Genomic DNA, 16,968 nt, shown 5'->3' with positions numbered 1-16,968 from the left:
CATTCTGACTCGCTTTATGCCGATTTCGCAGGAGTAAGCCCTAAATATTGTAATAATTCATGGGATAAATCCTAAATTTACTTAATGATACAAAGAAGAATGAATTTTTAACGTTGCGCACTGTCCTTGGTCGAGTTTTGTGTCATTCAGCGGGCGCATAACAAACCCATAAGCATTACCTAACTTTGCTGCCATACGCAATCTAATGCGGTCATTTTCTGACAACTCGGGCAGCCATCCAAGAACGACACTGTAATTCCCCGTCAACAACGCTTTTTCCATTGCATCAACAGTGGACAATGGATTGATCTGCCTTGCCTGAACAACTTTACTCATTGGTAAACCCGATTGCTGTAACCACAAACGACTCAATTTCTGTTGTGGAGTCAGCCACAAGAGCCATCGGGATTGTTTGCCAAGCTGCTGTAATAAAGGAAGCAGTAATTGTGCTACCGCAGGCTGATTTTCACTGTACACAAGTTCACTGATAAGGCCACTATCTGTTGGTGCATCAACTCTTTCCTGTGCGTCACGGGTAATAAGAGAATGATAATTAGCATTATAAGGTTTTAGTGATTGAGTACGCATGATGAACCTCGCCTGTGGTTTCCTGTATGTATATACAGTAGTCACTGTTTGTTCGAAGATCAACTAAATTTTTACAAGACGCTTCGCATTATTGCGATGTAAATACGTAAAAGTTGATTTTGTGTTTGGCTCGGTTATCCATATTGCGTATTTTCTAATTAGTTGTTCCTCTTACACTTATTACAACAGAAAAGGGACGTTGGATCGGATTTTTACTAAAGGAGTAGTGATGAAAAAAGTATCAGAGGACAAGATAATGCAGGCTCAGTGCCGTTTTGATTTTTTGGGCCAAATCACAGTCCGCTCACAATTTGGTGGTTATGGCCTGTTAGCCAATAACATTATGTTTGCAGTCGTTTCGGAAGGGGAGTTGTATTTGCGTGCGAATGACTTGGTTGAAAGTTTATTCCGCACCAGAGGGATGGTTAATCTTATTTATGCCAAACGTGGTCTTCCTGTTTCACTGCGTTATTATTGGGTTGATTCGGCATTGTGGGAAGATGATCTTGCATTACGTCACTTTGCAAAACAGGCGTATCAAGGGGCTAAATTCGAAGTTTTAAGTAAAAAAGGCCCCCCAGTTCGTTTGAAGGATTTGCCCAACCTCAGTGCCAGCCTTGAACGGCTCTTATGGAAAGTCGGTATCCAGAGTGCGGCTGAACTGAAACTTGAGGGAGCTAAGCGTTGTTATCTGAAGCTACGCGCATTAAGGCGCACATTAGGCGTCAATGTATTATTGGCACTTGCGGGGGCGATCAGTGGCCATCACTGTGCAGTGTTGCCGCTAATGATGCGGAGCGAGCTGATTGAATGGTTTGAAATACACATTCGGTCGGCGGATGTCGCGCAATATGAAACAATCTAGAGCAGGGCCATTAATGGAAACTGGCCCTGGACTTCATTAGCCAGTCTGGCGAATGCGTTTATTCAGTTCACTCAACTCAGGTAATAATTCGAGCAATAAGCCAATCTGTTGTAAAACCAATTGATCTTTGCTCTCCGGCTCAGGATTACAGCTCTGTAGCCGGGTTAATAAGCTCGCTAATACTTGTGCCATTTTTGTACTATCGGGTTGTCCTTGCTCAAGAGCACCTTCAACATAACAAATAGTATCGTCGAGTAAATTCAGCGTGGCTGTATTGGTCAGTTTTTCGCGGTGAGCACCTAATGCAGAAATATAACTCAGCATGGTGTGGTTGAGGCAAAGTAAGCGAAATGCCGCCTCCTGTGTTGCTTTGTCGTTCTTCGGCTCCGCTGACATATTTGAAATAACAGAGGCCAATTCAGCATCGCAATTATGTGCATCACGCCGGGCAATACGGTATGGCAAGCTATTATCTTTACCTTGATAATATTGCACTAAAATAGCATCCAGATAACGGCAGTTCGCATTAAGTGTTTTGTGAACCACGGCAGGAAGTTGGCGGAATTTCCAATCAGGCCAGATAAAGCTCACCGCGACCCAGGCAATAGCGCAACCCAGCAGCGTGTCAAACACCCGCGGCGCGGCAACTTCAAATCCTTCCCCGAGCAAGTTAAAACATAATAAAACCAACAAAGTAATGAACATTGTCGCGTGAGCATACTGAACATTGCGGAAAGCAAAAAATAGTACGCCAGTAATGACTATCAGGATTAACTGGCCCTCAATGGAAGGCACGAAATACAGGATGGGTAGTCCGATAAGGATACCAGCCAAGGTGCCAATGATACGTAATGCCAGACGACGCTTTGTTGCATTGTAGTTGGGCTGGCAGACAAAAAGGCTGGTCAATAAGATCCAATAACCATGGCGCATGCCGGTAAGTTGAATAAACGCATAACCCACGCAAAGCACAACGGACATGCGCACAGCATGACGGAAGAGCGCTGATTGAGGGGTTAAATGACGGCTGATGCGTAACTTGATATCACTCCATCCAGTGAGGCGGTCGTCGGATAAGCGACTTTCAGGCTGTGGGCCTTCAGCTAATACTTGTTCTGATTCAATGCCAGCCAGTTGAGCATCAATAGCTCTAAGGTTTTTGAGGAGATGAGACAGTGCCTTGACTTGCGGTACATTCTCATTTTGTGCTAATTCCCGAGCCAATGCAGCATCTAAAAATGTGAATGCTCGTTCGAAACGCGGGTCGTGCTGGTATTTCTGTCTCATCAGAATGGATTGAGAGAGTTGCCTACAGGCGCGAGCCTGCATGCTCAGTAAACGTTGAAAGCGGAACAATACGTCGCTGTAGCGGAATTTTTCTCGCAATACCTGATATTGAACATGTGATGAACTGGCGCGCTCATGAATATCTTGCGCGACAAAATAATAGTGGAGGGTGCGCCGGGTTTCGCGCTGACCACGATCACCTTTCAACCGTGTAACAAGTGAGGTTTTGGCTTGGTTCAATGTAGAGACTAATGTACCGTTAGCCATTGCAACGTCTATAAGCGGTTGATTTACATCTGATTCTATGTCGGGATCAAATAAATTGGCTTTTGCTTCAAGATATTGGGCCAGATGTTGGTAGCAGCGGGCCAGATTATCCTGCAAAGGGCGGATAGGGAAAATAAGGTGCCCACAAAGGGTCAGAACATTATACCAAACGGCACCGAGAATCAGTAACAGGGGTTGCTGATACCAAATATGGTACATAGATGTACCTAACATGGTGTAGATGGCAATTAATAATGCGCCAAAGGCGATAGTGGCATAACGTTGGCCTAATGCACCGAGCAGAATAAAGCCACAGGTTGAAAAGGTTAGACCAAGGGCAAAAAGCCAAGGATAAGGAAATAACAGTTCAATAGAAGCTGATGCGACAAAAAAACATATCAGTGTAATGAATAAGTTGCGTAACCGCCCAGCCAGGCGGTCATCAAGGTCTGTTAGTGCTGCGGCTACAACTCCCAGTGTCAAAGGGATTGTCAATTTAGGTTGGTCAATCCACCATGGAACCGCCGTTACACCTACCAACGCGATAAATATACGAACATGATAAAGCAGGCTGCTATTGTAGATATAACGACGTAAACCAGTGACGAAAGTGAGCACAAAAAACCTCTAAAAACAGAAAATTCAGCGTTGCTGATACTGGCGTTGAGCGTTAGCCATTCTCGCTTGTTGTGCCATTTCTACAGAAACGACACGGCGACCCACTGGCCATAATGCGATAGCAGCAATCTTAAAATTAGCGATCCCAACTGGAATCCCAATTATGGTGATGCATTGCACAATTCCTGTTGCAATATGTGATAAACATAGCCACCAACCAAATAAAATAAACCAGACGATATTCAGTAAAGAACCTCCAGCGGAAAGCAGAGCATTACTTTTTTCTGGGTATAATTCATTGACATGGATCGCCTCATTGCCATAAGGGAGAAATGATAACTTGGTGATCTCCCAGCAAGAGCGCGTTAATGGTAAGGTGAAAATCAGGATGACGCTGACCGCGGTTGCCAATAGCCAGCCTAATGTGGTGAAAAAACCGCCTAAAACAAAATTAAGAATATTCAGTACAGTACGCATAGTGATTAATCTGCCTAGCTGAATAAAAAACCGCAATGCGGATGAGTGATAACAAGTGCTATCTATTCTATACCTATAGCGCCGGTTAGTTTCCTTTGTTAACTATCGGATACCTGTTGTTTAAACTCAATTATTTTATTTACACTCCATCATGTTATTTCAATTCACTTAATACGAGTTATGGCGCGCAGATATGGAACTTAAAGCGACATCTTTTGGCAAGCATTTGGCTCAGCACCCCTATAACCGGGTGCGCTTGCTGAATGCGGGCATCGAAGTATGCGGTGATAAACATCAATACCTGATTCCTTTTAACCAGTTGGTTAACATTCAATGTAAGCGCGGTATTGTTTGGGGCGAGATGGAATTTGAGCTTCCGAATCAGCAAGTTGTGCGTTTACATGGCACCGAATGGCAGGAAACTCAGCGTTTTTATCATTATTTACTGGGCATCTGGCAACAATGGAGTGAGGAGATGAGCCGGGTGTGTGTTGACGTTTTGCATAAACAAATTGAACTGATTAAGCGAATTGAACAACAGGATAAATGGTTTAAACGCAGCGAGTTAACACAGGTGCAAGCATCTATCCATGAGGCTTTTACCTCACTGCCGATGCCGGTTCAGCGTTTAATCGAATTTGACTCTTGTCGCGCAGATTATGAACTTTGTTTGCGTTGGCTGGAGCATGGCAACCGAAGTGTTGACCGCCGCAATCAGCAATGGACTCATCGCATGTTGGAGGAACATCGGGATTTCTTCCAGAGCGTTGAAACTTCTCCGCTAAATGAGTCGCAAAGTCGGGCCGTCGTCAACGGCGAGGATTCGGTATTGGTGTTGGCCGGTGCTGGCAGTGGCAAAACTTCTGTATTGGTTGCGCGAGCGGGTTGGTTACTGCGTCGCAACGAAGCTCTGCCTGAGCAGATTTTACTGCTCGCTTTTGGTCGCCAGGCCGCGGATGAAATGAACAGCCGCATCAAGCAGCGCCTTGGTGTGGATGATATTCAAGCCAAAACTTTCCACGCGCTTGCCTTGCAGATAATTCAGCAAGGTAGCCGTAAAACTCCGGTGATAAGCAAACTGGAGTCAGACAGCCAGGCCAGGCGGTCGCTGCTTATCAAACATTGGCAACAGCAGTGCAGCGAGAAAAAGGCACAAGCCAAAGGGTGGCGCGAGTGGTTAACCGACGAGCTTGAATGGGACATTGATGATGGCGAATTTTGGCGTGACTCGAAGCTCGCAGCCCGATTAGCCGGGCGGCTCGAACGCTGGTTAGGTTTGATGCGAATGCATGGGGGGAGTCAGGCTGAAATGATTGAGCAGGCTGATGAAGAAGTGCGTGATCTCTTCCAGAAACGTATACGGCTCATGGCTCCGTTATTAAAAGCATGGAAATCAGCGCTAAAAGAAGAAGGCGCGGTTGATTTCTCCGGCCTGATTCATCAAGCCGTCAATTTGCTGGAAAAAGGGCGCTTTATCAGCCCGTGGAAACACATTCTGGTTGATGAGTTTCAGGATATTTCGCCACAGCGTGCCATGTTGCTGACCGCTTTACGCAAACAAAATAAGCAGACCTGCCTGTTTGCCGTGGGTGATGACTGGCAGGCGATATATCGTTTCAGTGGCGCAGAACTTTCACTCACCACCGCTTTCAATCAGAATTTTGGCGAGGGCGCTGAATGTGCATTGGATACTACCTATCGATTTAATGACAGGATTGGTGAGATTGCGAACCGATTTATTCAGCAAAACCCCTACCAGTTGAAGAAGCCCCTGAATAGCTTGAGTAAAGGTAATAAAAAATCGGTCGTCATCTTGCCGAATGAGCAACTTGAATCGCTGTTGGATAAGTTAAGTGGGTTTGTTAAGAATGATGAGCGAATTCTTATTTTAGCTCGTTATCACCATTTGCGACCCGAAATTTTGCAAAAAGCAGCCACTCGTTGGCCAAAATTAACCATTGATTTTATGACGATCCACGCCAGCAAAGGTCAACAGGCCGACTATGTGATTATTGCTGGTTTACATGAAGGGAATGATGGTTTCCCGGCAGTAGCGCGGGAGTCAATTTTGGAGGATGTGTTGTTACCGGCCCCAGAAGATTTCCCAGATGCGGAAGAACGGCGCTTACTTTATGTCGCCATGACGCGGGCAAAACATCAAGTTTGGTTACTGCAAGATACAGCCAACCCTTCTATTTTTGTTAACCAACTTAGTGAGTTAGGGGTGCCTATCCAACGTAAACCCTAGTCAACATGGGCCGATTTTGTGCAAAACGAAACCCGGAGGTATTATCACTCCGGGTTTTATCATTATTTCAAGCGTTGCTGTAAATAGCGTTCGTAATCCGGGATAGCAATAGTCACTTCACTGCTAAATAAGTCGGAGCCAATCAAAAAATCGGCGGTAGAGCGGTTAGTCGCAACCGGAATGTTCCAGACAGTTGCCAGGCGTAGCAGGGCTTTGACATCAGGATCATGTGGGACGGCATTGAGTGGATCCCAGAAGAAAATCAAAATATCAATTTTCTTCTCAGATATCAGCGCTCCCACCTCTTGATCCCCCCCCATTGGGCCACTGAGCAGGCAGTGGACATCAATGCCTGTTGCCTTTTGTACCAGGTTTCCAGTGGTGCCTGTCGCATAAAGTTCGTGTTGTGACAACAGATCTTTATTCTGCATGACCCAGTCGAGCAGTGACTTTTTGCAATGGTCGTGGGAAACCAGGGCAATATGCTTGCGCGCCGCAATAGTGCGGGTGGTGAGTTCCATCAACTTTTCCTTCAATGTATCCGTCATATCTCAAGCTGCATGGGCGTTGGTTGCCTTCGTTCATCCCAATTACTTACTTGTGTAAGCTCTTGGGGATTTACTCAGTTGTCGTCTTCCTGCAACTCGAACTATTTAGGGTATGAATGCCAGTGGTATGCAAACAGATTACTGAAATGGCGTTTTAGTGCATAGCAATAACGTAAAGAAATGCGAGGAAACAAGCATAAGCCGATGTTTAAGAACGATCTCCGGCTAAATCTGTCACTTCACAGGTTGTTTTTTAGCCCACAGCAAAAAACGTTGTTGAGTCTCTGTATCGGCTTGCAAGAACCAATATTGCAGCATCTGTTCTGCTACATTTTCACCCTGTAAATTGGTGGTTTTTTGTGGGGAATTCGTTCCTGCAACTGCAATAGTGGTTCCCGGCACTGCGCTCACCGGTGAGGGGGGGATGGTAGCAAAAGAGGGAACCGAAGCACTGAATTGGCCAACGTTATAAGTTGCCATGGCTGTTTCCAGGGTTGCAGCAGTATTAAGATTATCCTGATGCAATACATCGTGGCGTACCGATAATGGCCGCCCATTATCGCCGATTAGCTGATATGACGGATTTTTAGAAAACTTGTTACCATCCCTCTCAGTCTCGATTGCGGGTAATTTTATCGCCACTGACCGGATATTGCGGGTGTTAAACACCACCACTAATGGCGGGGAGGAATACAACACTTTTGGGTCAGTCGGGAGAGGTTTGGCAACTTTGAATAGAATTTGATGCTGGCCGCTATTCAGCTCCAGGCTATCAGCCCCTTTGAGTAAAGAACCTGACATATTCTTGCCATCGACCACCAACAGGTCAATTTCCGGCGCGAGTTTTAAGGTCGTGGCTATAGCTGAAGTACTACAGCAAACGGCCAAAATCCCTGCGACCACCAGACCAAATTTCATGTGTTACTCCTGAGGTGATATCCACTTACATTGTCAGACACGCTAGATTATGTGTCAAAGTCTTTCCGGTTGCCCATATTTATTTACTTTCTGAAACATTCGGTATAAATGTGCTGCTGTTATCTTAATGAATTTTAAAGATAAAGAAGTCAATCTAACAGCTATTACTGCCATAACTATTACACCAAATCAATTAGGCGGCGTTTATCATCGGTTTTCCGAGTGATATACGCTGAGATGTCGCCTAATATTGGTAAATCCATCCGGATACAGATGGATTGGAATATTCTTTTAGCGCATCAGAGGAACTGACAAATGCACGATAAAGACATTGCTGACATTCTCCAACAGGTGAAGACGATTGCATTAGTGGGAGCCAGCGATAATCCCGCGCGACCCAGTTACCGCGTGATGAATTACCTGCTAGAGCAGGGATACCAGGTAACCCCCGTCAGCCCTAAACTGGCTGGAAAGACGTTACTGGGTCAGTTGGTTTATGCTGAATTGGCCGATATTCCTTATCCAATTGATATGGTTGATGTATTCCGCAATGCTGATGCGGCATATGGGGTTGCGCAGGAAGCTATTGCTATCGGAGCCAAGGTGTTGTGGCTGCAAATCGGCGTTATCAATGAGCTGGCTGCAACATTAGCCGCAGATGCCGGGTTAAAGGTTGTTATGGATCGCTGCCCTAAAATTGAAATTCCGCGATTGGGATTAGAGAAAGAGTAATATTTTGGGCATCAATAGTCTTAAATTTCCCCTATAAAAAACCCGGCAACCAGTGCCGGGTTTTATCAAGAAATTTTAACGTCTAGTTGCGCAGACGCGGAGCCTGCAACTGATGACGGATAGAGGCTGCCAGTTCATCTAATGAAGGTTGTTCAGGATGGGCATCCATATCTTCATAAGTTAGCTGTGCCTCTGCCAGATAAGTATGTACCGGTTGCCCCTCATCATCTTCAATCACCACGTGATACCAAGGGGAAAAACGCAACGTGTCGTTGTTTGCAACTTCATCAGGTGCGGGTGGTTCAAGCGAATATTCAGGATCGATATCAATCACTACACCCAAGTAGCCGTGGAGGCGGTGGCGAACCTGCTGCCCGATACCGAATTTGCTCGCGATCATATAACCTCCTGGGAAACTATTACGCTGCTTTCTATATGAGGGCAGCGCAGGGCATTTCAAGTCACATTATCCGACACGCAAATCCTTTCAGGTATAAACCTTCAGGGTATGTCGCGATAACCGGGTGATCCGCTGCCTGACGGAACTGTTCTATAAATTGTATATCATGACCTGCATCTAACGCAGCATCGGCTAAAATTTTCTGGAATAAGTCGGTTGGCATCAAACCAGAACAAGAGAAACTTAATAAGATACCGCCTGGACGTAAAAGCTGTATCGCCAACATATTGATATCTTTGTAGCCGCGGCAAGCACTGGCCAGTTGGCTTTTATTTTCCACAAATTTCGGTGGATCCATAATGATCATGTCAAACTTTTCCCCTTGTGCGCGATAGTTGCGCAGCAATTGGAATACATCATCACGGATGAACTCTGCTTTGCTCAGGTCTAACTGGTTTAGCTCAACATTTTGTTTAGCGATATCTAACACGGATTGTGAAGTATCAACACTGATAACTTGTTGGCAATTCCCCATCAGCGCTGCAACAGCAAAGGCTCCGGTATACGAGAAGCAGTTTAGAACACGGCGGCCATCGGCATAATTACGCGCCGCCAGGCGGCTATCTCGCTGGTCTAAATAAAAGCCCGTTTTATGACCATGCTGGATATCCACCAGCAATTTCATTCCGTGTTCAGTGATAGGTAACAGTGTTGGAGGCACCTCGCCACAGACAGTACCTTGGGTCAGCTCCAGGCCTTCTTTTTTCCGTACTGAAACATCGGAGCGATCATAAATCGAGCATTCCGGGTAGCACTGTTGCAATGCACTGACTAACGCTGCACGTTGATATTCCGCACCTGCCGACAGCAACTGCAATACCAGGAAGTTTTGGAAACGGTCAATGGTAATTCCCGGCAAACCGTCGGACTCACCGGCAATGAGACGGTAGCCATTTAAGCCATCACGTTGTGCCAGCCAGTCCCGCCAGCTCTGCGCCTGCTGTAGACGGCGCACAAAGAACTCGCTGTCGATAACTTCATCTTGTTGGAATGTCCAAACTCGCGCCACAATTTGTGACTCAGGTGAATAGGCAGCGCGAGCCAGCCATTTCCCTTGGCTGTCAAGAATATCGATAGTTTCACCAGCGCTTGCATTGCCTTCAAGACGTTGCACTGCCCCAGAGAAGATCCACGGATGTCGACGGAGTAAGGATTTTTCACGTCCTTTGGCAAGAAATAGGTGCATTATAATATTCTTTTTAAGATCAAATAGTTAAGATTGACAAGTCATTACCAATCAAAAGAAGGACACAATGATATAGCAATATCATGTCACTCACTACCACGACTGTCTTGATACCAGGCACTCACGTAGGCGGCTTAGCCTCTTATCGGTTACTCATTCACATTCGATAGAAAGGCTGAAATTTTTTTCACTAACATATTCATAGAGCTATAATTACTTTCTTGGTTCAAACTTTCTTTATAACAGGAGTCACATTATGACGAATAAGCAAACTCACGTAGAACTCACCGAAAAGCAAAAAGAAGAAATTGATTTAATTGCGCTACAGCGGGTTGATGCCATGAATAGTGACGAGTTTCTGTGTAACACTATTGACCAAAAAATTCATTCGATGGAAGAACATCTTAAATCCTATTTCCAGTCGCGTTTTTCGTTCCATTTGAAGCAAAAAAACAGCGAGAAATAGAGGTAAATCCAGTTGGAAAGCATAAAAGAAATCATCATTTATCTCTCTCAGTCATTACAGCTTTTATTGGAATTCTTGTCTGTTATTTGTGTTTTTGTCGGGTTAGTAAAGTCACTGCCTACTGCAATAACAAATTTTAAGAATCAGTCCATACTCCACTTAATGAGAACTCGTTTTGGCACATGGCTGGCATTGGCACTGGAGTTCCAATTAGCGGCTGATATCCTGGCTACGACAATTAACCCTAGCATGGAGGAGTTGATCAAGCTGGCCATCATTGCTGTTATACGAACATTCCTTAATTACTTCTTGTCTAAAGAGTTAGAGTCGGCGGAAAGTAATTTTGCCAACGCCAGCGCGCACCATGGGAAAAAGTAACAAAAGATGAGGAACTGATATGGCAAAAGTATGCACTGCTGCTTATGTATATGGCGTTGTTCAAGGTGTGGGGTTTCGCTATAGCACGCAACGCCAGGCATTGGCGTTAGGGGTCACAGGGTATGCCAGAAATTGTGATGACGGCAGTGTAGAAGTTGTGGCTTATGGCGAACAACAAGCGGTTGAGCAATTGATGGAGTGGATTAAGCAGGGCGGGCCACGCGGCGCGAGAGTTGATCGCCTGCTGACTGAGCCTTATCCGGCCACTCCATTTGAGACATTCAAAATTCGCTATTAGATGACTAACCAGCAGGGCGCATCAGTATTAAATACATTTCACCGGCTTGGGCAATCCGGCAATTTTTGTGGCCTGTTTTGCCGGCCCTTTAGGGAATAGACGATAGAGATAGCGGCTATTGCCTTTTTCTTCACCGTATTTCTGCGCCATAGCTTTAACCAGCATACGGATTGCCGGTGACGTATTGAATTCCTGATAAAATGCACGCACAAAACGTACCACTTCCCAGTGAGGTTCGGTGAGTGTGATACTCTCTTGTTCAGCCAGTATTGGGGCCAGAGCTTCGCTCCAGTCAGCGCTGTTTTTCAGGTAACCCTGCGCGTCGGTTTCAATCGTGCGTCCTTCAAACTCCAACATACAACCTCAGTTATCCTATCAATCAAACGGCTGCTAATTTAGCAAACATTTGTCTGTATCCCAAACAAGTCTGAAGCCCCATGGGGGAGATGGGCTAAAGACTTTAGCAAAGGGCTATTGTACAGTGAGTCATCATCATGATGATTAATTCAGCATTCAATAATCAGATGATGTCTTTTTAGCCGATTAAACACAAACGAGCTTTACAAGCGGCGGTGGTCTGTTTATAGTTCGGCTCGTTGCGGAGGGGTGGCCGAGTGGCTGAAGGCAACGGTCTTGAAAACCGTCGACGGGAAACCGTTCGAGAGTTCGAATCTCTCCTCCTCCGCCATCTTCTCATATAGTATTTCCTATTTTTTAGCGCATAACCTCATATCATTCGTTTTATCCGTGATGTCAACTATCTCTAGCAGAGCTAACTGGATTGTCTCATTAGATTGCCGCTTCTTCGAATAACAACATCGGCACTAATAGCAGCTTCCGAGGGGGCGATATGATGACCCGATTCGGAAGCCGCATCATAAAATTGCCAGTGATACACCAAACGTTTATTTCATTATAAAATCATACTGAATATTCACTTTGCTATCGTAGTAATCCAAGCGATCACCCAATACGCTGCCATTACGATGTTCCCGAGCACGGTTAAGTGCGACAAATACTTTTAGCCCCTGTAATTTCCCTTGAGCAGCTTGCCAGCCAAAAAGCAGGTTCGTGCCAGCACCACGTATCTGTACATCATGTTGATAGGTCTCATAGCCATTGGTTAAGGTTTCGGCAATACCAATAAAAGAATTGCCGGGTAGATTAAGTGTTGCTCCTAATTGATAAGACCACATATCGCTATGATTACGGTCGATACTGAGATCAAAAGGGTATCCCAGATCAGTATCAATCCCCGCAAGCCGGTTTAATTTACCTCCTGTTTTTCCTATCCCCAAAAATAATGAGCCAGCAGGGTGGATATAGCTAAGTTGCCCACTGAGTAATGAGGTGTCCTTCGGCCCATCTAACGCAGCAGTTATCCCATCCAGATTGGCATAAAAAGCGGTAAATTCAGCTTTAAACTTATCTTTTCGCCCCGAATCAAGTGGCAAGCATGTTGCGGTTTTAGCCATTAACTGCATGGCGACATCTTCCTGCCATGAGCCACTGGTGGCGTAATAATGACATGAATCATGAAATACCAGTGACGTTATATATTGTGGACGAAAAAGATTGTGCTGATAATTGGTTGGATCTATTGGGCCGGTTCGGTGAACACCTTCCGCGACATCGGAATAATAATATACACCATAGCGGTACATCGCATAAATATCGTAATTCTTATCGATACTGTATTTCATTAATACAGCATCGGACAATGTTGGAACGGTGCGTTGAGATGATGCATTAATAATCGGTAGATCTTCCTGACCACTATAAAGCGAGTCGGTGACCATTCTACCTGCTTTAATTGATAGTTTTTCTGAAAACTTTAATTTCAACGCCGCAGTATAACGGCCAAAACTATCATGCCCGTCGAGATACCAACGGGTACTCCAATTATCGCGAGCACCTAATTTATAAACGTAAAAACCACCAATATCCACACCAATAAGATCTTGATAATAACGGCTGTTATATTCTAGTGCTGCACCTTGCACCCAAGCATAAATATCTTTTTCACTACCTGCGCTGGCTCTTTCTGCGCGACGGAAATCATTCCTTAACCGCAATCTTAATGCATCTTCTTCATCATAAAAAGAAGCTGCTACCACTTGATAAGATAATAAGAAAACGACCCCAGACAATATAATATTTATCGGAATTTTTTTCATTGGTATTTATTATCCAAAATAGAGTGTTATTCGGTTTTTTTACGGTAGATATTTATCTCATGTAAGGAATCCAGGAATTCTTCGCTATTAGCTTTGCGTTTATTTATTTCACTGACAATTTCTTGATAACGTCTTTCTGTGAGTGGATATAAACACATTCCTAAAAAGGCCAGAAACATACATAACGCAGGAACTATGGCTACCGCCAGTTTTATTCCAGTAATCGTTTCAGGTGTTTGTACTTGATTTGAAACGTAACCGGAGGCAACCAGAATAAATGCCGGTAGTGAACCACCCAGCGCCTGACCGCATTTGCGGGTGAATGAAAATAGTGAATAAGTTAACCCTTCTATTCGGATGCCGGTTTTATATTCGCCATATTCTACGGTATCTGCTTCGAGCGCCCACATGACAGTCATGCATAGGCTGGCCCCGAATGATGCACAGGCAAACAGAGCGAATGCGGTATAGACAGATTTGTCGAGGAAAAAGAACAAAATAAGATAACTGACGGAAGCTATAATAGTACCAATAATAAAAGTCGTTTTCTTGCCGTAGCTTTTCACCATTTTGGGAACCAGCGGGGCTGCTAAAATAGCACCGAGGAAGGTTTGAATAAAAATCAGTGTACTGAAATAGCTCATGTCATTGAGGATATAACGCACATAATACAGGCCAGCAGCGCTTAATGAGAATGTACCTGTCAGGGTGAAAATAGCCACGATACAAAGGATTAATAGTGGTTTGTTGCTTTTCACCGTCTTCATACTGAGTTTCATTGAGGGCTGCTTGACTACCCGAGTAATGTTTTCCTGGGTGGAAGCAAAACAGATCCAATATAACGCTACGCCAACGATGGCCAAACCAATAGTATAAGTTGTGTAAGTTGCCTGATGATGGCCACTGGTATCATTAATTGCCGGAGCAATGACAAATGCCAGTAGCGTATAGGTTAATGAGGCCATGATAGTACGGGCGGCACCTAATTTCGCACGTTCCTCAGGGTGTTGCGTCATGGCTGTTGATAATGAACCGTAGGGAATATTCACCAAGGAATAAGCGACACCCAACCCCATATAAGTTAAATAAATATAGAATATTTTATAGCTATCATTAAGGAATGATGGAACTGAGAAAACCAAAACGCTGAATGTCATCAGTGGGACTGCACCAAATAAAATGAAGGGGCGGAATTTACCCCAACGAGTTTGGGTACTGTCGACAACACGGCCAACAATCACATCAGCAACAGCATCAAACACCCTGACAAGTAATAACATAGTTCCCGCTACTGCGGCATTAATTCCCGCAGTATCGGTATAGTAATTTAATAAAAACATAGCGCCCATAGCAAAGGCGAAGTTGTTAGCAACATCGCCTAAACCATAGCCCACAATGTTTTTCCATGTGAGGCTATTCTTCATTTTATATTACTCCGTGATACGCGGCTTTTTAAAGGGTTGTTCCGAAGTCCAGCGTTCACGTAATACGAATGCTGAAGATTTAGGTTTTCTATCGCGGGTAAAGATGCCTTTTTTATTGCCACCTACTCGAATAATATTTTGCGAGGTGGCAAAGTCGGCAAAGTTCCATACATGTTCACCCACCACGGCACTGACGCGGTCGAATACCCGGTGATACATTTCAAGGAATTGATTCTGGAATTCTTCACTCCACATTTCGTGATATATCGAGTGCAGACCGGCAAGTGTATCCGCACCATATTCCGTAATAATAATTGGACGATGCAGTTTTTCTTGCCAGGCGCGTAATTCTTTTTCCAGCGCGCGTTCGGCTTTTGCTAAATTTCCAGATTGCATATACCAACCGAAATAGCGGTTCAAACAAACAACATCAAACAGGTCAGTAATAGTGTCAGTTTCTGGCGTACAGAACATCACGTTAACACAGGTAATAGGGCGGGTAGGGTCCAGTTTTCGTGTTGCTTCTGCCAGTGGGGCAAAATAATCACGTGCCCCTTGTGGGTTAGCATCTGGCTCGTTGGCAATACTCCACATCACCACTGAAGGGTGATTTTTATCTCTGGCAATCAGTTCCTTAATGGACTGCAAATGTGCTTGTTGGGTTTGCCCATTAATGGCTTCTTCGGAGAATAAATTTGCTGGTTTCTGGGTCACATCAAAATTAAAGCCTAGCGCCAAGTTCAAACCGACCGCAGGTGTTTCATTAATGATGACGATTCCGTTCTCATCTGCCCATTCCAACATCTCTTCGGCATAAGGATAGTGCGACGTACGGTAAGAGTTAGCGCCAATCCATTTCATGAGAGCATGGTCGTGGACCATCAACGCATTATCAAAACCTTTGCCGCGGATATCGGCATCTTCATGACGGCCAAAACCAGTGAAATAGAAAGGTTCGTCATTGATAAGGAACTGTTCACCTACTACTTTTACCGTGCGGATACCCACGCGAAGAGGGTATTCATCTGCCTGCCCAGTACTAGCATTGGTCACTGTGAGGGTATAAAGATAGCCTACACCTGGTTGCCATAAAGTCGGATTTTCTACTGACAAATTACCTTGTGCACCGTTACTTTGTGCGACAATTTCACCATTGTGATCTTTCAGGGTGACGCTGACGCTGTCTGGTGCAGTGACCTGATATAACACATTGGCCTGATGGTGATCGGCTGAAAGCTCAGTTACCACATGAATATCACTGATGAAATTCTGCGGTGTGGTATACAGCATTACACTGCGGTGGATGCCAGCGTAGTTGAAAAAGTCATGGAAATAGAGTTGCTCACGTTTTCCTTGATCATCTTCAACAATCATGCCCGGCGGAATGGTTTGCCAGTTCAGTTCATTATTGACACAGACAGTAATTCGAATGGTTTCGCCGGGTTTAATCAGGGAACTGATATCTTGTTCAAACGGGGTATACCCGCCCTGATGCTCCATCACTTCATGGTCGTTAACCCAAACTTTGCCGTAATGTGTCACGGCATCAAAACGTAACACGACTCTACGTTTGTCCCAGCCATTCGGAATGGTAACTGTCCGTTGATACCAGACATTTCCCACATGCTGGCGAATATCCGCATCGGCAAATTGCTCGTTAAAACTACCGGGCACGGCAATTGAGCGGCTATCAGCCAAGGGTTCACGCCACCACTGTTCAGATAACCCTTTATTTTGGGTATCAACGACAAAGGACCATAAACCATCCAGCGTTTTGATCTCTCTAGCTCGGTTTTCTACAGGACGTAACATCAGTTATTTACTCCGTTCCGTTGATGAAATGACAAACTGGTTAACCAATTTGTCATCAGGTAAACCAAATTGGTCTAATTGGTTTAACAAATATCATGCAGCGGGTAGGAGCGATAACGGGTCAGTCTCAGAGTGCTGTGTGGATCATAAAAGTTAATTCTCAATCACCGGAAAGACGCGACAGGTCACGACCGTGAAATACGTAGGTTGACATTGAAT

Annotated in this window: 17 protein-coding genes and 1 tRNA gene; 7 read left to right on the top strand and 11 right to left on the bottom strand. The window is 44.8% G+C overall.

Annotated features, from left to right (window positions below; all coding sequences use genetic code 11):
* Window positions 1-81 precede the first annotated feature (81 nt).
* The gene (sulA, locus tag FTB31_RS02655) at window positions 82-588 is read right to left on the bottom strand and encodes an SOS-induced cell division inhibitor SulA (protein ID WP_050078421.1); all 507 of its coding nucleotides are present in this window, start codon (window positions 586-588) and stop codon (window positions 82-84) included.
* Window positions 589-817: 229 nt separating this feature from the next.
* Here sulA and FTB31_RS02650 point away from each other — a divergent pair, with 229 nt between their 5' ends.
* Window positions 818-1,453 (top strand): TfoX/Sxy family DNA transformation protein, encoded by a 636-nt coding sequence (locus FTB31_RS02650; RefSeq protein ID WP_050078419.1) that lies wholly within the window; start codon window positions 818-820, stop codon window positions 1,451-1,453.
* Between the two features lie 36 nt (window positions 1,454-1,489).
* On the opposite strand, the gene yccS is transcribed toward FTB31_RS02650, so the two are convergent.
* Both yccS and FTB31_RS02640 read right to left on the bottom strand, forming a co-directional pair.
* A complete protein-coding gene (gene yccS / locus FTB31_RS02645) occupies window positions 1,490-3,625 on the bottom strand; it encodes a YccS family putative transporter (RefSeq protein WP_227731079.1) in 2,136 nt (711 codons plus the stop codon).
* A 24-nt stretch (window positions 3,626-3,649) separates the two neighbouring features.
* Entirely contained in the window at window positions 3,650-4,102 is a 453-nt protein-coding gene (locus FTB31_RS02640) for a YccF domain-containing protein (RefSeq protein ID WP_050078417.1), read from the bottom strand.
* A 193-nt stretch (window positions 4,103-4,295) separates the two neighbouring features.
* Between FTB31_RS02640 and helD the strand changes: the two genes are divergently transcribed.
* The gene (helD, locus tag FTB31_RS02635; RefSeq protein ID WP_227731078.1) at window positions 4,296-6,350 is read left to right on the top strand and encodes a DNA helicase IV; all 2,055 of its coding nucleotides are present in this window, start codon (window positions 4,296-4,298) and stop codon (window positions 6,348-6,350) included.
* A 62-nt stretch (window positions 6,351-6,412) separates the two neighbouring features.
* Here the strand turns inward: helD and FTB31_RS02630 are convergent, their stop codons facing one another.
* On the bottom strand, window positions 6,413-6,871 hold the full coding sequence (locus FTB31_RS02630) for a methylglyoxal synthase (protein WP_050078414.1): 459 nt from the start codon (window positions 6,869-6,871) through the stop codon (window positions 6,413-6,415).
* 261 nt (window positions 6,872-7,132) lie between these two features.
* Window positions 7,133-7,816: a DUF2057 family protein gene (locus FTB31_RS02625; protein WP_175627978.1), complete on the bottom strand. Its 684-nt coding sequence runs from the start codon at window positions 7,814-7,816 to the stop codon at window positions 7,133-7,135.
* A 315-nt stretch (window positions 7,817-8,131) separates the two neighbouring features.
* On the opposite strand from FTB31_RS02625, the gene FTB31_RS02620 reads away from it, so the two are divergent.
* Complete coding sequence (locus tag FTB31_RS02620; protein WP_050078412.1) at window positions 8,132-8,548, top strand: CoA-binding protein; 417 nt, start codon at window positions 8,132-8,134, stop codon at window positions 8,546-8,548.
* Window positions 8,549-8,630: 82 nt separating this feature from the next.
* Here FTB31_RS02620 and hspQ read toward each other — a convergent pair whose 3' ends face one another.
* Window positions 8,631-8,948 (bottom strand): heat shock protein HspQ, encoded by a 318-nt coding sequence (gene hspQ / locus FTB31_RS02615; RefSeq protein ID WP_050078411.1) that lies wholly within the window; start codon window positions 8,946-8,948, stop codon window positions 8,631-8,633.
* 61 nt (window positions 8,949-9,009) lie between these two features.
* A complete protein-coding gene (rlmI, locus tag FTB31_RS02610; protein ID WP_175628009.1) occupies window positions 9,010-10,200 on the bottom strand; it encodes a 23S rRNA (cytosine(1962)-C(5))-methyltransferase RlmI in 1,191 nt (396 codons plus the stop codon).
* A gap of 250 nt (window positions 10,201-10,450) precedes the next feature.
* Here rlmI and FTB31_RS02605 point away from each other — a divergent pair, with 250 nt between their 5' ends.
* Genes FTB31_RS02605 through yccX form a run of 3 tightly spaced genes read left to right on the top strand, consistent with a single transcriptional unit; the run spans window position 10,451 to window position 11,336 of the window.
* Window positions 10,451-10,660, top strand: a complete 210-nt coding sequence (locus FTB31_RS02605) for a hypothetical protein (protein WP_050078407.1) — start codon at window positions 10,451-10,453, stop codon at window positions 10,658-10,660.
* Between the two features lie 12 nt (window positions 10,661-10,672).
* On the top strand, window positions 10,673-11,038 hold the full coding sequence (locus tag FTB31_RS02600; RefSeq protein WP_050078406.1) for a DUF1622 domain-containing protein: 366 nt from the start codon (window positions 10,673-10,675) through the stop codon (window positions 11,036-11,038).
* Between the two features lie 19 nt (window positions 11,039-11,057).
* Window positions 11,058-11,336, top strand: a complete 279-nt coding sequence (yccX, locus tag FTB31_RS02595; RefSeq protein WP_019079837.1) for an acylphosphatase — start codon at window positions 11,058-11,060, stop codon at window positions 11,334-11,336.
* 27 nt (window positions 11,337-11,363) lie between these two features.
* Here yccX and tusE read toward each other — a convergent pair whose 3' ends face one another.
* Window positions 11,364-11,693 (bottom strand): sulfurtransferase TusE, encoded by a 330-nt coding sequence (tusE, locus tag FTB31_RS02590; protein WP_077173908.1) that lies wholly within the window; start codon window positions 11,691-11,693, stop codon window positions 11,364-11,366.
* A 243-nt stretch (window positions 11,694-11,936) separates the two neighbouring features.
* Here tusE and FTB31_RS02585 point away from each other — a divergent pair.
* A tRNA-Ser gene (locus tag FTB31_RS02585) sits at window positions 11,937-12,024 on the top strand.
* A 217-nt stretch (window positions 12,025-12,241) separates the two neighbouring features.
* On the opposite strand, the gene FTB31_RS02580 is transcribed toward FTB31_RS02585, so the two are convergent.
* The 3 genes from FTB31_RS02580 to uidA are packed head-to-tail and all read right to left on the bottom strand — an operon-like array spanning window position 12,242 to window position 16,749.
* Complete coding sequence (locus FTB31_RS02580) at window positions 12,242-13,513, bottom strand: OprD family outer membrane porin (protein ID WP_227720156.1); 1,272 nt, start codon at window positions 13,511-13,513, stop codon at window positions 12,242-12,244.
* A 26-nt stretch (window positions 13,514-13,539) separates the two neighbouring features.
* Entirely contained in the window at window positions 13,540-14,937 is a 1,398-nt protein-coding gene (uidB, locus tag FTB31_RS02575; RefSeq protein WP_050078112.1) for a glucuronide transporter, read from the bottom strand.
* A gap of 6 nt (window positions 14,938-14,943) precedes the next feature.
* The gene (uidA, locus tag FTB31_RS02570) at window positions 14,944-16,749 is read right to left on the bottom strand and encodes a beta-glucuronidase (protein WP_050078110.1); all 1,806 of its coding nucleotides are present in this window, start codon (window positions 16,747-16,749) and stop codon (window positions 14,944-14,946) included.
* Window positions 16,750-16,968: the final 219 nt, after the last annotated feature.

Origin of the sequence: Yersinia proxima (assembly GCF_902170785.1) — a bacterium.
Taxonomy (GTDB): Bacteria; Pseudomonadota; Gammaproteobacteria; order Enterobacterales; family Enterobacteriaceae; genus Yersinia; species Yersinia proxima.
This window is presented reverse-complemented; position numbering and strand designations above follow the sequence as displayed.